The organism is Paenibacillus sp. 32352 (assembly GCF_002042965.1).
Taxonomy (GTDB): Bacteria; Bacillota; Bacilli; order Paenibacillales; family NBRC-103111; genus Paenibacillus_S; species Paenibacillus_S vulneris.
Genome location: NZ_MZNT01000002.1, coordinates 617,172 through 633,515, shown reverse-complemented (window position 1 = coordinate 633,515; position 16,344 = coordinate 617,172). Strand labels below are relative to the sequence as shown.

Below are 16,344 nucleotides of genomic sequence, written 5' to 3'. Positions count from 1 at the left end.
TATTCCCTCCGTTTGATCGTCCTTTATGCAAAATATATAATTTGAGTTGATATTCAACTCAATATTTAGACGTAACGAAATTAGAACTCCATCGAAAGCTGTACATGCTCCGTTCTGTCTTGCGCACCCCAGAAGTATATGCGTCCATTGGAATCAATGTTCAATAGTTGTACTTGCGTTAAACGAACCGTCAGAGCGGATATGGATACGCGGAGCCCTTCTGCCAAACGATACAGATGCGACAACTGAATGAGTCCAATCCTTCTTAATTGCGTAATCGCGCGCTCCAAAATAGGCCGAGGCATCAGTAAACATCCTGCAAACAAATCGGCTTGCACTTCCACCATGGGCTTCTGGGCAAAACTACGGCAATAAAATGGGGCTGCGGTATGGGCAACGGACAACTCCACCCTAGCCTTGGACAAACGCGTCCAATAAGGAGTTCCCTGAGCATGAAGCACCCAATGGCCTAGTTCATGAGCAAGTGTAAAATGATAGGTTCCTATTTTCTCCTCGAATAAATCGCGATGCGTCTCATTTAGCACAATCTGCTTTTCTGTTGGAAATATCGCCGCCATGACCATTCCCTGCTGATCAAGGTGATCAATCGGCTCCCAGCCGATGTTTAAATCAAAATGAAACTCGATAATTTCCTCAATCGGTACAGGCCGAATCATTTTATCATAAGGATCAAATCCATAATCCATTAAGATCCGCTCCGTTAATTCTTCCATCTGCTCTAGAGAAATATATCGGGCTGCCTGCAACGCTCCTACCCCCTTTCGTTTTCGCCGATGATATCTTTAATTTGCTTCCATTGTGCGGGCGAAAGCTCAGATGCTTTTCTTAAAAATACGGGAACATCCTTATTTTGCGTTATTACCTTCTGAAAGCTGCTGGGTACCTTGTTGGCGGCTAAAATAAGCTCGTCCGCCTCAACATGGAGAATATGCGCCATCTTAATAATCTTGTCTTCAGCCGGAGGGTCCATCGTGCCGCTCTCAATCTTGCTTATGTAAGTAAAATCGATCCCGACCCGCTCGGCCAGCTCTCTCTGCGTTATTCTGTTTTGCTTTCTCAGTTGCCTCAAACGTTCGCCAAATTCGCTCATGATGTCCTGACCCCTTTTTTATTACCAGTATTACCCATGTTGAGTATTTTGTCAACAAAATTCGTTAACTTCTCTGTTTGTCTTAGAATTGGAGCACCTGCACGGAGCAGATGCTCTTGGAGTTACCTTAATGAGCTGGGCCAAATGACAAGAGACTCCCGGTCCCTTTCCGCGCCAAGCTTGTACAGCACATCGGCCAGTTCCGTTTGAAGCACGGGGTGCCCGTTCCACTTTTCTATGGAAAGCTTGCGTACTTCCGAGGATTTCAAATAACCTTCGAGAGTGGAACGGATTATACCTGGAAGTTCGTTGTCCGGAATATCTTCCATAGCACATATTCGCTTTCCATGATTCTCTGACCAGAGCAGCCAGCGACCTTGATGGATGACGAGGTCGTTCCCTTTTTTGCGTGAGAAGCTTATGCCTTCCTTATCAGGCCAATCAACGATGATTCCGAAGGGGTTGGCAGGGTCGATAGATGGAAGCACGATGGGGCTTGAATCCCCGCTCCATTCTTTTCTTTGCAGATTCTCCACCTGGTCCTTGGAGGCAAATTGTAATGTCGGGATCTCTTTCACCCACAATCCCCGTGTCAGCATCCCCCAGGTTTCGAGCTGCTTCAAGGCAGAGTAAATCTCTCCCCATTCCCAAGGCAGATGCAAATCCGCAATAGGCTTGGTAAGCAGCCCGTAGCTTTGCAGCAGATGCTGAATCCATGCCAGAAGCCCCTTCTGCTTGTCGCAGCCGCTATCGTCCTTTAAAGAGCTAACAGGGTACCAGCGTCCGAGCCCTGATTGGAAACCCTTCCCCCTCACTGCCTTGCTGGAAGTTCCGCCATTCAATCTCAATGGAGCAAACTGATCATTAGAGAGCAAACCTCTCCAGGATAAAGCTAACAGATCAGCGGTCAGCTCCGAAGGGATACGGCCGGTTTCACGGCTTAAAGCGCTTAAGAAGCTGGCCCCCTTACGTTCAAGAAGCTGAAGCAGCTCGTCACTATTGCGAGATTCCTCAGAGGCTTGAGAAGCTGCTCCCAATTCATTCTGTTTGCCTAACTGCTGCTCATTATGCGCGATTAGTGAGCAGTAAAGCTCCTTGGACTCGGCCAGGAAGAAGGCTACTCGGCCCTCCTTGTCCCCTTCCTGCTTTCGGGCCAGCCACACAACTTCTCCTGCCGCACACAATCGGTCCAGCATGTCTTTCTTATAATCGTGTATCCGCAAAGGAAAAATCGAGGCTTCCCACTGCGATAAGGGAAAATAAAAGCCCTGAAGCTTCCCAATCACTTGGAGAAGGCCGTTCTCGCCCTGCAAGCGGGTATGCGGCAAAAGATGCTGGAAGGACATCATCTTCAAACAATAGCTTATCGGATCTATGGAGCCGGCTCTCTTTTGCAAAGCCAATGCCTGATTCCGATGATGGCGCGCATCTGCCTGAAGGTTCAACCAGACCTTCCCTGTAGCTTCATAGGATTCGTACAGAGGCTCAACGCGCTTCTCATCTACCAAGGCTCGAATGATTTCTTCCAGCCGTTTGTCATCCAGATCGTATCGCTGCCGTATTTCCTGCTCAGTGATAGTTTGGCGCCGATTAATGTAGCGAGCGACAACAAATCGGTCGGCAAGCGGATCTATCCCCAGCTTGGAGTAGGTATCTGCCTCATCGGTACAAATCCAACGGGTTACGGAAGGTTGGCCCAGCCGTACCGGCACTATTTTGTTACTCAACTCCAGCTGCTTAACCAGTTCCTCCCATGGAGGACCTAACCGGTTGCTGAGCTCTTCTGCCGACATATCTCCGGTGCGTTTAAAATCCCTTAGCAGCTCGTCCGGTTCGAGGAGCCTCGTTGCATCAACAGGATCTTGCTCCTCCTGAACACTCTCGGCCACCGGCTCTATCCCGAATCCTTCATTAGAATTGGATGCATTGGGAAACCACTGCCCTGCAAGCGAACGATCCAAGCCGATCAATCTGGATTGGATATCCCTGCTTAGCGTATCGGATTCATACATCTGAGTTTGGATGACGTCTGCCAGGAACAATGCGGCAAACGGGGACGGAAATGCCGCTTGCCTCTCGATCACTTCCATTTGACCGGATTCCATCTGCTCCAACACTTCACGAACATGGTTAACATCCAGATCTTCATGCAAGCAGATCCGCAGTGCTTCACGATAAATGGAAATGTCTCCGCGTAGGGCAGCGATTCCCTAAGAAGCTCTTCGCTCCGCAATCTCTTCTGCCATGACGGCATCCGGTTAAAGCTGCGGGATAAGAGCAAGGAGGTCTCGGCTAATCTGCGGAAGGCGATTCCGAACTGCGGCGACGACGGAATAGCCTGCTGCAGCAGAGCTTCGAGCCGATCTGAAGTGACTTCGCGAAGCAATGGCAGCAATCGAAGCGCCTCTCCGCTTCCTCCATCCGATATGACAAATTCAATCACGTTATCCTTGGCATTCGCATAAATGCGATATGGAATATGCTGTTCCGCATGAGCCTGGATAGCCAATTGCCAGGTCCGGTTAAATTTCCTGCCAAACCAGCTGTGGATAATAAGCCGATGCTGCTTGTATTCATCCTGGAACTGCTCGATAACGATGCGGCGATGTGTGGGAAGCGCCGAGACGGCATTCTGGGAATGAAGCAGCTGCAGCAGCTCGTCCGCAGCCGTATCGTCCAAATAGTAATCCTTCATTAGCCATTCCAAGGTTACATGCTTGTTGTGTTCATCCAATCGCTTGTCAAGCTGCTCAAGGAATTGCCCGATTTCCGCTGAAAATGAAGCCGATCTTCCTTTCCCTTCGCCGCGCCAAAACGGAATTTCGCTATGCTTATTGCCTGACTCTTCCACAACATACACCCTATCGTTCCGAATAGACTGGATTCTCCAGGAGTCTGTTCCTAATTGAAATACGTCACCGACGCGGCTTTCAAAAATATATTGTTCATCCAACTCTCCCAGATGAATATGACTTTGGGCGTGATAGACAGGATAATCGCTTCCTTGGGGAATCGTCCCCGCGCCCATAATTGCAGACACAGCGGTAGAGCTGCGTCTTGTCAATAGATCCGTTGACCGGTCCCAGTCAATTAGTGCTCGGACAAACGGATAGTACCCGGATAAGACCTCGAGAATCTCCCTCAGGCGTTTCATCGGGAACCCGTGATAGCCATAGCTGCGATTAAAAAGCAAATGTAGTCTGCCAACATTCCAGTCATCCGCCGCAACCATGGCCGCCATTTGCTGGCATAAGACGTCAAGAGAGTAACGGGGAATCTGAATATTTTCTATGTTCCGATTTACAATGTTTTGGGCAAGGACGGCGCACTCGGGCAGCTGCCCTCTGCTCCTCGCTATAATAATTCCGCAGCTTCGGTCGCCGACGGAATGTCCCGCGCGGCCAACGCGTTGAATTCCTGCTGCGGCGCTTTTGGGAGAATCGATCTGCAGCACCAGATCAATATGCCCTACGTCGATTCCCAATTCCAAGGAAGAGGTAGCCACCAGGCATTGGAGCTCCCCCTCCTTAAGCGCCCTCTCGACTTCAAGCCTTTGCTCTCTCGAGATACTGCCGTGATGGGAACGGGCCATTTCATAGCCCATATGATCGTTTAATCGCAAGGTAAGCCGTTCACACAATCTTCGATTATTAACAAAGATTAGAGTGGATCGGCTGCCTTCGATAAGCTTGACGATGTGTTCAATCAATGGCTTCCAGATTGTTTCCTGCTTATCATGTATAATAGTTGCCCTATGAGGAAGCGTAACTCTCAGCTGAAACACTTTGTCCATCCGGCTTTCGATGATCTCCACCGGCCGGGGACTAAAGGACACTTCATCCTTTTCACCAGAACTTCCAGCTTCTATCGTTCGTGTATTCCTTGTTCCTTCACGCTGCTTGGCCCCAGTCTGTTCCGCTTCCCAGCCTCCTAGAAATCTGGCCACAAGCTCAATCGGCTTCTGTGTTGCCGAAACGCCGATCCTCTGGGGGGACGAGCCTACCCACTCGGTCAATCTTTCCAGCGTAACCGATAGATGCAGTCCTCTCCTGTCGCCGGCCAAATCATGAATCTCATCGACAATGCACCATCGGACATGCTTCAGCATGTTCCTTGCCTTGGAAGAAGTTAGCAGCAGGTAGAGCGATTCCGGAGTCGTTACCAGTACATCCGGCGGGTTGCGGAGCATCGCTGCCCGTGAGCTCTGTGTCGTATCTCCTGTACGCACTGCCACGGACAACCCTTTCCAACTCTCACCCAGTTCTTCCGCCAGACTTTTAAGCTGTGCGATATATCCGATTACATGATGATGAATATCGTTATTCAGTGCCTTGAGCGGCGTAATATAGAGCAGCTTCACATAGCGGGACTCAGAGGCGGCCGGTTCCTCCTCCTTGTCTTGAAGAATACGGCTTAGACACGGAAGCAGCGCGGCCAAAGTTTTGCCGGAGCCTGTCGGTGCTGCTATCAAAGTATTGATCCCCGATTGGATCGCCTTCCATGAACGGATTTGAACATCCGTCGGACGGCCATATTGCGTCTTGAACCATTGAGTGATTAACGGATGAAAGCCTGCCGCTTCCAGTTCACGCATCTCTGTCACCTACTTTTGCATTCTCTATCGGTACCAACCATTATACCAAATATAGGAATGCTCTCCTAACGTCTATCCTTTGAATCCTCTTCCAGCATCACAGGCATATCGCTTAAAGGCTAGATAATTTGAATCAAGCTTCTCCTGAGGGCCCATGCCTCTTCTGCCATGTCTAGCATAAGCTGGAGCACCGTCAGCAGATGATCGCGTTTGGTTACGCTGTAATCCGGCTTTTCAACGGCTCGGAGCAGCTTATCCATCAGCATGACGAATCGTAATGATGCGGATACGGCAAAACCGTATTTAATACAGGCAGCATCTCCGTCCCAGCCGGCTTCTTTTAAGCCAGCCATGTAATGCTCTACTAAAGCATTTTTCATATTTTTAATATCATACCTGGCCGGGTCTGCAGGCTTCCTTAACATAAGGCCAAACATGCGTCCCAGCTCTTCTCCGACACCCGATAGGCTCGCGAATTGCCAATCAATCATAACTATCCTGTTCTGCCCGTTGGAATGCTCGATGTAGACGTTACCGCTATGGATATCCTGATGAGCAAATACCCTAGGAAGACCGCTCAGTGACTCCAGTAATGGCCTTATTCTTGAACTGGCGGTTACGAACCGTTCCCAACTCACATGAGGGTTGACTTCTTCCAATCGATGCTTATACCAAATGGCTTCCTGTTCTCCTCTGCCCAACGAATAGTCCTCAATGGTTTGTACCCAAGAGTCCATCCAGCTCCGACACAGAAAAGAACCAGTCGGGAGGGAATTGCATGTTACATATGCCCCGTTGAATTTTCCAATCTCATAGGCTATGCGCAGCTGGTCTTCCTCCGCCCATTCTTGATCCAATCGCTTCTCATCCATATCCTCCAGCCAAATCCATATACTGCCGTCGTGACGTTCTTCAATCAGGTAACACAAAGGTGCACGAACTGAAAGAGGCAAATGCCCCAAGATGCCGGATTGGTACACTAGTGCTTCACGCTTCCAATAATAATAATGCTCTTCAACTGCCCTGTTGGAATCTGGTCTCAGAATTTTTAAAATTACCGTACACCGTGAGCTGGCGCTGCCAGACATAAAGGAGCAATGAATACGATGCACTTCACTCTCCGGCTTTACCTTGCCAATCGGTCGGATGTTCCAGGATATAATATGGTTGGAATCCATAGGAAACTTCTTGTTTAACACGCTCTGGAGTGTAGTAGAATCGATAGGAACCGTTGCTTGCTTTCCAGTTAGGACAGTCATGGAACCCCCACTTTCCTTGATTAACTCAAGTTGGATCAATCAGCAATCCAAACAGGCAATTCCCATGATATGGATAATCCCGCCGCCAATCAAACTCCAAATTAGCCGATTTTCAAGAAGCTGTATAGAAATATGTTCGCTTTGCTAAGCTGGCCACCGGTGTTTTCTGAAAACATATGTTCCCATTTTCTCGTTTTTCCTCATGAATTCACCGTTTCAAAAAAGAAAAAAGGATACAGGAATAATCCCGTATCCTGAGACTATTGAAAAACCAATAGAGCTTGAACAACTGCCAATAACTCCATATGTGGCATAGTTCTCACAAAACAGGTTTTTCAGCTCAAAACAAGCTATGCTTTGCTTCCGACAAGCTTGCCTTGCTGAATTTCATACATTTGACGATATCTGCCGCCAAGAGACATCAGCTCATTATGGTCTCCCCGTTCTACGATTTCGCCCCGATCCAGTACCAGGATCAGATCGGCATTCTTCACCGTGGATAGCCGGTGGGCAATGACGAAGGTCGTCCTCCCTTGCTTCACTACGTCAAGCGCCTGTTGGATGACCGTCTCTGTCTCTGTATCGATGTTGGAGGTTGCCTCATCCAGAATCAGGATGGCCGGGTCAAAGGCCAGCGCCCGGGCAAAGGAGATCAGCTGTCTCTGACCGGCAGACAAGGTGCTGCCTTTTTCAATGACCGGTTCATCTATTCCTTGCGGCAATTGCTCCAACAGTGATTCGGCACCGACATCCAGTAACACTTTACGAATTCTTTCCCGGGTAATGCCAGGGTCATGAAGCGATACGTTCGTAGCAATCGTACCCGAGAATAGAAAAGGATCCTGAAGGACAATGCCCATATGCTTGCGCATCGTTTGACGCGGCATTTGCCTCGTGTCTTGTCCGTCAATCGTGATCTTCCCCTTATCCGGGTCATAAAAGCGGAACAGGAGGTTTAAAATCGAGCTTTTTCCCGAGCCTGTGTGTCCGACGAGCGCGACAGTCTGACCCGGCTTGGCTTCAAAGGTAATCCCTTTCAGCACGGGCTCGCCGCTCTTGTAGGAGAACCATACCTGGTCGAATCGGACATGCCCCTGATAACGCAGCACCTGCTGATCCGAGACGTCTTCCCCCTCCTCATCTACCAGCTTGAATACCCGCTCCGCTGACACAAGTGCACGCTCGAGGTTCGGCAATTGGTTTACGATGTTGACCATGGGTTGAAACAACCGGTTTAGATAATCGACGAAGGCATAAAGCACTCCCAAGGATACGGCTCCCGCCGCTCCATTCAGGGAAGCCCCGCCAAAATACCAAATCAGGGCAACTAAAGCTATGTTCCGGATGACGGCAACCAAATTATATCCGGTCCATGAGTTTAAGCTCAGCAGCTTATTTTGAACGTGGAACAGCTTGTTATTGTACTGCTCAAATTGGTCTTCCACCCGCTTTTCCTTGCGAAAAGCCTTGATAATAGTCATGCCTTGTATGGATTCATTGATAATTCCATTAATTTCGCTCACCGTCGAACGAATGATGCGGTTGAAGGTTTTCGCCATTTTGCCATACACGATAATCCAGATAATCAGTGCCGGGATAACAAACAGGCAAATCGCAGCCAAACGGACGTCCAGTATAAATAAGGCCACATAAATGCCAAGCATATGAATAAAGCCGGTCGTAAAGTTGGCAAGAACGTTCACATATAAATCCCGAATCGATTCCGTATCGTTCGTCACTCGTGAAACGACTTTCCCCGCCGGCAAGTTATCGAAATAACGAATAGGCAGCCGGTTAAGCTGGGCGAATACGTCGGTCCTCATGCGGCGAATGATACGATTGGCTGAGCTTTGAAGAAAATAACGCTGACCATACGTAAAAATCGCTGAAATAACCGTTAAGCCCATATACAGCCAGCACAGCTTCAGCATTCCCGCCATCTCTGGACGAAAGAAGCTATACAGCTCCTGCCGGTTCAACTGCTTTCCCGAGTAACTGCTGCTCTCAGTCCCTTTCAAAATAAGAACCGTCCCGTTAACGGCTTGCCGTTCGCCGTCAAAGGCTATAGGACCGCCTATGAAGTAATACTCGCGGTCAATTTGAAGCACTCTCGCTTCGTTGCCCCGCTGCTCCCCTTCTACAAAATGGTCGGATCGCTTATACCGCTTCCCGTCATATAATACCGCGTATTCTCCGCTATCTGCCGTTTCATACCACGGCTTTTCGATACCGGAAATATGCAGGTCGATGATTCTCTTAGCGATAAGCGGTCCGGCCAAATCGGTCACGACGGCAACCGTCAGCATCAGCAGCGCGAGAATCAGCTGCAATTTGAATTGAACCGCATAGGCTACCAATCTTCTGACGATGTTGGTCTTGGATACAGAGCCGGCCTCGGTGTCAATATCATAATCTATGGTTTCGCTTCCGTCGCTCATTGGGTTGTCTCCTCTCCTTCCGTAATCGCTTCTATCTGCTGGCGGTCGTATTGTTCCTTGTACCAGCCGTCTTTGTTAAGCAGCTCCTCATGAGTCCCACGTTCGACAATTCGCCCGTTATCCATCACAAGAATAAGGTTAGCGTGCTGTATGGCCGACAAACGATGAGTGGCAATGATCGTTGTTTTACCGGATCTCTCCTTATGAATATTGGCAATGATCTCCGCCTCAGTACGGGCGTCTACGGCTGACATCGCATCATCGAGGATTAAAATTTGCGGCTTCGCAATCAAGGCGCGGGCCATCGAAACACGCTGTTTTTGCCCGCCGGATAGCGCTACCCCTTTCTCTCCTACCAAAGTGTCCATGCCGTCCGGAAGAAACTTCAAATCCTTGCTGAATGCCGAGACGGTCATTGCAGCCTGCAGTTCCTCCTCGGAAGCATGCTCGTTGCCAAAATACATATTGGCTCTAATGGTCTGGGAGAACAGGAACGATTCCTGAGGAACATATCCAATCCATGACTTTAACCGATCCATGCCAATTCGTTCTATAGGTACTCCGGCGACCAATAGGTCCCCTTCTCCCGTCGGATATTCTCGAAGCAGCTGTTTGATCAATGTTGATTTGCCGCTGCCGGTACGTCCCACGATTCCTAACGTTTGGCCGGAAGGCAGGCTGAACGAGACATCCTCCAGATTATTGAAGGAAGACGACGGATACCGGAAGGTCACATGATGAAACTCAATGCTTCCCGGATGTTCCGGCCACGCAGGGTCAGCGGGTTCCTTAACGTCCTGTTCATAACTCAGGGTTTCATTAACCCGATCTAACGAGGCATTTCCCCGCTGCATAATATTGATTAATTCACCGATCGCGAACATCGGCCAAATCATCATTCCCAGGTACACGTTGAAGGCTACAAGAGAGCCGATAGTCAGCTCATTGTGGAACACAAGGTAGGCGCCATAACCTAACCCCGTCATATAGCTGATGCCGACAAGAATCTTGATCGTTGGGTCGAACAGGGAATCTATACGAACGACGGCCAGGTTTTTATCCAGAACGTCCTGCGTGACGGCAGCAAATCGCTGCTCGGCCGCTCGCTCCTGCGTATAAGCCCTGATGACCCGAATTCCCGAAATGGTCTCAAGCACTCCTTCGTTCATATCTCCGAAAGCATCCTGGGCAGCCATATACCTTTTATGTATCCAGCCGCCATAGTAACTGACCAGCACAGCCATGATGGGCAGCGGAATCACTGCAGCCAGTGTCAGCTTCCAGGAGACGAAGAACGTCATCGTAACAAGCAGCGTCCCCATCCAAAGCGTAGAATCCAGCAAGGTCAAAATTCCGAACCCCGCTGTTTGTGCTAATGCCTGGAGATCGTTCGTTGCTCGGGCCATCAAGTCTCCCGTACGATTGTTTTCGTAGAAGGTCGGTGTCATTTTCAGAAAATGACGCATCAAGCGTCCTCTCATGATTTTCTCTACGACAAACGCTCCTCCGAACAGCTTATATCCCCATATATAAGAAATGATATAAGCCGCTATCGTGATGACAACCAGCCAAAATAACGTATTCACAATATAACCCCAGGTCATATGTCCGAGGCCAATCGCATCAATCGAACGTCCAACCAGCATCGGCGGAATGATTTCCAGAATTCCTGCAATTACAAGCAAAACGATGGCTATGGAATACCGTTTCCACTCCTGCCGGAAAAACCAGCCCAGTTTGGTCATGATTGAAAACATGGTCCTTTTCTCTCCTCTCCCTACCCCGCAACATCCCAATTGTATGCCCGCAACCAAATAAATAAGCACACTACCCGCGGGCAATGTGCTTATCGTTTCGACGCCAAGCGCACACTACGCTAGAAGGTAGAATGGCCGGCGCGAGCTATGAATAGAGCATACCATGAATCCGCTCGCTCTTCGTTGTCGCTCAGTCGCTGGGGAGGCCATATCTGTCATATGCAATCGTTCCGTGATACCTTTTGATCCGATATGCATTTGGGAACATGGAAGCCTCTCCTTTCTTCAATTGGAATTTTCAGGGCACACCAAGAACGTTAGCATGCCTCGCTAATTCCTGTCAATGAGAACCAAGTCGATAAATTGATTATAATCAAATTTTCTTGTTGAGTGATCAGTCACTCCGTAATGCCTGGAATATCGATGCACGAAAGCCATTTTTGGCATGCACTGACAGACTCGTGTTTTTCAAAACTACTTACTCTATTTTTATCGAAATATTGCCCAGCTGTTCCCCTTGCTGCATTCGGTGGAAGGCCTGAAGCGTGTCTTGTAAAGGATAGACTCGATCAATAATCGGGTGAAGCGAATGCTGTTCCATGAATTTCAGCATATCCGCAAACTCTTCCCTGCTTCCCATGGAGGTGCCGATGATACTGATTTGGGGGAAGAAAATGTCACGGATTGGAAGTTCTATCCGATCCCCCGAGCTTGCTCCAAATGTCACGATCCGGCCGTTTGGTTTTATGACATCAAAGTATTTGGGAAACGTTGCAGGTCCGATGCTATCAAGAATGAGATCCACGGTGCGTCCGTTCATCCTTTCCTTCCAGTTGCAATGGGTATCGAACGCAAAATGAGCCCCTTGTGCGAGGGCGGCTTGTCTTTTCTCTTCATGTCGTGATGTGACACTGACTCTTGCCCCTGCCGCTAATGCCATGAGCATCGCAAAGGTTGCTACCCCGCCTCCAATGCCGGGAATAAGAACATGCTCTTCCTGCCGCAGCTGTCCTTTCGTAAATAATGCCCTATAGGCTGTCAAGGCCGACAAAGGCAGGGCGCCCGCTTCTTCCCATGACAAGTACGCCGGCTTAATGAACACATTGCGGGAAGGAAGGATGATGTACTCTGTGAACGTGCCATCCGACGGGCCACCAACAATAGATGGAACCGAAGGAACTTCATTTGGGGATTCCCACCCGATACACGGATTTATAATCACTTCAGAACCCACTGTAAGACCAGTTACACCTTCGCCTATCTCTACAATCCTGCCGGCTCCATCCGAACCGATAATCAGGGGAGCATCCTGCTCTCCTCGGCCTTCCATAACGAACAAATCCCGATGGTTCAAGCCGGCTGATTTCAGCATTACTTTTACTTCCCCATATCCAGGCTGTCTTTCAATAACGTCTTTATAAGCTAATCCGTTCAAGCCTCTTTGGCCGGAATGTACGATTGCTTTCATCTCTATTCCTCCCTCACATCTGAATCTTATTCTGAAGACCCACAAAAAAATTGTAATGGGAGGATAAAATCCTGTAAAATGATCAAAAGCGAATGTGACTATCAAAAATGGTCATACCAAGCAGGTGATATGGAAATGGAAATCAGTGATTTGAAAATATTTCAAACTGTCGCTCGTGAAGGCAGTATTACAAAGGCCGCTAAAATCTTGAACTACGTTCAATCAAATGTAACCACCCGGATACAGGATCTTGAGAATCAGTTGAAAGTCCCCCTTTTTCACCGGTCCAATCGGGGAATGACGCTGACACCTGCCGGCGAAAATTTATTGAAATATGCAGATCAAATTTTGTCTTTAATGGACGAAGCAATAAAATCAACACAATACTCGGAGCATCCCACCGGCCCCTTGCGGTTAGGTTCCATTGAAACGGCAGCGGCCTCTCACCTGGCCCCATTATTGACCGAGTATCACTCCTATTTCCCCGATGTTCATCTTTCGCTTATTACAGGGGAAACTCACAGCCTTCTGCAGAAAGTGCTTAAATTTGATCTTGATGGTGCGTTTGTGTACGGACCCGTCGACTTGGCAGAAATAGAGCATGTTGCCGTTTATACAGATGAATTGGTGCTTATTTCGGAACCGGGGAACCATGACGTCCATGTTTTGCTTACCAAACCAATGCTGTTCTTTGACGTCGGCTGCTCTCATCGAGCAAAGGCTGAGCATTTTCTAAGGGAAAGCGGATTGACCTCCATAAACATTATGGAGTTTGGAACGCTGGAGGTCATTCTAAACGGGGTATCTTCTGGCCTCGGTGTGTCTTTGTTGCCAAAATCATCGATTTCCAAAGCGGAAGAGGCAGGCTTGATCGCTTCCCACCGCCTTCCCGAAGGGTATCGGGAATTGCAGGTTTGGTTTGTGTATAAGCGGGAATCGGTATACACCAGCGCGCTGCTAAAATTTGTTCAATTCATTGAGTCATCCAAGTTTCTTAATTGACGATCAGGGCTGGTCCATCAGACCCCAAAAATTTAGATATTTTAGAGTGCAAAAAAAGCTGCCGATCGCTCGACAGCTTCTTTCCTTACTCCAGTTCCGATCTATCGATGATTCCATCATCCATGGCCCGCTGGCGAAGCTCCAAATACAGTTCCGCCTGCGTGGCATTCACATAAGGCAGAACGAATAATACCCCGATGAACAAGGCGATCGTCCCCAAGAGGTACCAGCCGAGGAAGGAAAGGTCCAATACGAACATTCTCCATTTGTGGCCTCTCGTCATCCTGTTGCTCAGCTCTACAGCACGCTTGGTTCCGAGATGAGGCTGATCTGCCAACAGGTACGGTGTCATACTATAAGCGTAGTATTTCACGATACCCGGAATAATGAGCAGCAGGTACCAGAGGAAGTTAAGGAACATGCGCCAAAGCATCGCTTTCATGATGACAACGTAGTTCCCTTTCGAAAAGCCGTAGCCCATGTAGTTCATGTTGACATCCTCTCGGGCCGACTGCGTGAAATATTTCCGTATGCCCACCTCTAAAGGATTACAAACGAAAATTCGAAGAGCTATCGAAATAAGAACTACGATAATAGCAACCACAATAATGCCAACCAGAATAGCATACATGAAGCCGTCAAATTCATCGCCAAGATTTCCGGAAAAGAAAGGAAAGTCCTGATTTTTCCCGCTTCCTCCGCCATTGAATGAACAGCTTGGAAGTCCGCCGGTTACAACGCCCAGCAGGAGGCTGGCTAGAAACGCCTTCCAATACGAAGTTCTAAGTACGTTCTTTGCTCTGTCTTTCAGTTGTTTGCGAGTCCACATCCCTGCAGTCTCCTCCCTTTTCATAATATCATTAGTCAGGGGTGGTTATCCCCTAGCAAATCTCAGGCATGTAAGATTCCGGTTGCCGATCTATCGTTCAGTGCCATTCGGCTTTCCTTGTCCCCTATAAGAATGTTCGGCCCCGACTATCATGTTATGCCCCCGAAGGAAGGCGTAGAACTCAAGCATTCGCCGGGATTCCACTAAGGCACCATCGTTTCACCTGCCAAAAGTAAAGGATACAAGCCTCTTGCGCCTTCCTTTCAAATCCATTATCCTCCTTTTTTTACAAGTTCGTTGTCATTATAACGATGTCAGCTCCATAACCACAGGGACCAGAGTCACGATTGTTTAGGTCATTCATCACGCCTATGTTGATTGAAGCCTCAGAACGCTGATCTGGCCGCCTCCCACCTATTGTCCGTTATGTACATGAATTGTCCATTATCAGGAAGTTTCGTAACGAACTGACCTTTCTAAGTATAACGAGTTATCCAACATTTGTTAACTATTTTCCAGGAAAGCTCCAAGACGTGACCTATATCCCATTGACATGGGTGGTTGCCGTCGACGGAAATCAGTGGTAGCCCGATTGGAACTCTGAGAACGGACTTAGTATCCGTTCTAAACAAAAAATGTACATGACTGGAATCATGTACAACGATGAGAACTGTTTGTACGCTAGGGTTCAAAGCTCCGGGAGGTTCATGCAAGGACGAACAGCTGCTGGTTCAAGCCTAACAATAAATTACGTAAGGGCAACCGGTCAAACCCATTCATAAAACCGGTCTTCCTGATTGCCGCGGACCAGTACCGCATTGCTGCAAGAATCTACGAACATGCAGACAATCGGGTAGATTTGCGGCTTTTGGGTCATTGAATACTCGAATCGTTGTCCCGAGGCGCCATGCTGCTTGATCAGCAGCTCGCATAAGGTACGTGCGCTGGATACCCCTTCCTGCAGCATCTTCAATATCGCCAGCTTCTGCTTGTCTGTCAGCTGGTCTATGGAACCCGAGCCAACCGCACTGCTCTTGACAGCTGCTTCAGGTGATGCCTCCTCCATGGCAAATAGATCAAGTTGAATAATGTCATCCTCTGCCTGAGGCGGCACGTGGGAAATGTCTTTCTTTGCTGTTTGCATGCTTCTGGACACGATTTGCTCATTAGCCAGCCTGCGAAGGCGGGCTACTTGGCGTGCCAGCAAGGGCAGCTCAAGCTCCAGATGTGTTTGTATATCCTTCGGAAGCTCAAGCTCCTGCAAGTCGGGAAGGCGTTCCTGTTCAATGGTCCACCCGTTCTCCACTTTGGCTAGAAGCTCGTCCAGCTCGAAGTCTATCGCGTCAAAGCCTTTTAAGATTTCTGCCACAATTTTGGCGTCAATTCCGGTGTGCAGCTGCAAATGATCGATACCGAACTTCTTGATGGTTCCATCTTCTTTATTTTGCACAATATGCTGGTACCTCAAGGCTCTTCCGCATTCACATTTCAACTCGGAAGTTACATGACCCGCATCGATATAATTCACATAGACCCATGAAGTTAATAACTGTTCAATATCCTCGAACGAAGCGCCTTCAGGAATAAAATATCCTTTTTGACGGGACATTACGTTCGCAAAAACCGTTCGCCGTCCTCTCAGCATATCCTCATGCAAATACCGCCTTTGCCGGTCATTCAGTCTGGTCAGAAGCGAATCCCTTTCCTCCACGGTATAAATCTTCATCATCGCTACACATCCTTACCTGTAAGTCAAAATTACATTCTGCTCTAGTTTCTTCCATTATAACAAAAGAGAACGATGTATTGGGGGAAGTTTGCGATACGTACCTATTTTCCAAAATAAATAGCTCACATGACCGATACTATTCCAACATTCTGATGTA

The 16,344-nt window shown here is 48.5% G+C and carries 10 protein-coding genes and 1 pseudogene; 1 reads left to right on the top strand and 10 read right to left on the bottom strand.

The annotated features are described in order from the left end of the window. Positions 1-80: 80 nt before the first annotated feature. The 8 genes and pseudogenes from B1728_RS07080 to B1728_RS07050 form a co-directional block, all read right to left on the bottom strand. Entirely contained in the window at positions 81-767 is a 687-nt protein-coding gene (locus tag B1728_RS07080; protein WP_079909471.1) for an ImmA/IrrE family metallo-endopeptidase, read from the bottom strand. Positions 768-772: 5 nt separating this feature from the next. Then, positions 773-1,111 carry a helix-turn-helix domain-containing protein gene (locus B1728_RS07075; RefSeq protein ID WP_079909470.1) on the bottom strand — a complete coding sequence of 113 codons (339 nt, stop codon included), beginning with the start codon at positions 1,109-1,111 and terminating at the stop codon, positions 773-775. Between the two features lie 122 nt (positions 1,112-1,233). Beyond that, on the bottom strand, positions 1,234-3,216 hold the full coding sequence (locus tag B1728_RS36725) for an Lhr family ATP-dependent helicase (protein ID WP_256865267.1): 1,983 nt from the start codon (positions 3,214-3,216) through the stop codon (positions 1,234-1,236). Next, positions 3,217-5,705, bottom strand: a pseudogene (locus tag B1728_RS36720) (DEAD/DEAH box helicase); the annotation flags it as partial. It lies immediately after the preceding gene. A gap of 119 nt (positions 5,706-5,824) precedes the next feature. Further along, positions 5,825-6,964, bottom strand: a complete 1,140-nt coding sequence (locus B1728_RS07065; protein WP_079909469.1) for a phosphotransferase — start codon at positions 6,962-6,964, stop codon at positions 5,825-5,827. 350 nt (positions 6,965-7,314) lie between these two features. Continuing rightward, positions 7,315-9,270 (bottom strand): ABC transporter ATP-binding protein, encoded by a 1,956-nt coding sequence (locus tag B1728_RS07060; protein WP_256865277.1) that lies wholly within the window; start codon positions 9,268-9,270, stop codon positions 7,315-7,317. A gap of 128 nt (positions 9,271-9,398) precedes the next feature. Then, complete coding sequence (locus tag B1728_RS07055) at positions 9,399-11,159, bottom strand: ABC transporter ATP-binding protein (protein WP_079909467.1); 1,761 nt, start codon at positions 11,157-11,159, stop codon at positions 9,399-9,401. Positions 11,160-11,637: 478 nt separating this feature from the next. Beyond that, positions 11,638-12,627, bottom strand: coding sequence for a zinc-binding dehydrogenase (locus B1728_RS07050; protein ID WP_079909466.1), 990 nt, complete (start codon positions 12,625-12,627; stop codon positions 11,638-11,640). 135 nt (positions 12,628-12,762) lie between these two features. Here B1728_RS07050 and B1728_RS07045 point away from each other — a divergent pair, with 135 nt between their 5' ends. Then, positions 12,763-13,629 (top strand): LysR family transcriptional regulator, encoded by an 867-nt coding sequence (locus tag B1728_RS07045; protein WP_079909626.1) that lies wholly within the window; start codon positions 12,763-12,765, stop codon positions 13,627-13,629. Positions 13,630-13,714: 85 nt separating this feature from the next. Here B1728_RS07045 and B1728_RS07040 read toward each other — a convergent pair whose 3' ends face one another. Together B1728_RS07040 and B1728_RS07035 are read right to left on the bottom strand one after the other, a co-directional pair. Beyond that, the gene (locus B1728_RS07040) at positions 13,715-14,458 is read right to left on the bottom strand and encodes a DUF975 family protein (RefSeq protein ID WP_079909465.1); all 744 of its coding nucleotides are present in this window, start codon (positions 14,456-14,458) and stop codon (positions 13,715-13,717) included. 766 nt (positions 14,459-15,224) lie between these two features. Next, positions 15,225-16,187, bottom strand: coding sequence for a DUF3895 domain-containing protein (locus B1728_RS07035; protein ID WP_079909464.1), 963 nt, complete (start codon positions 16,185-16,187; stop codon positions 15,225-15,227). Between the last annotated feature and the right edge of the window lie 157 nt (positions 16,188-16,344).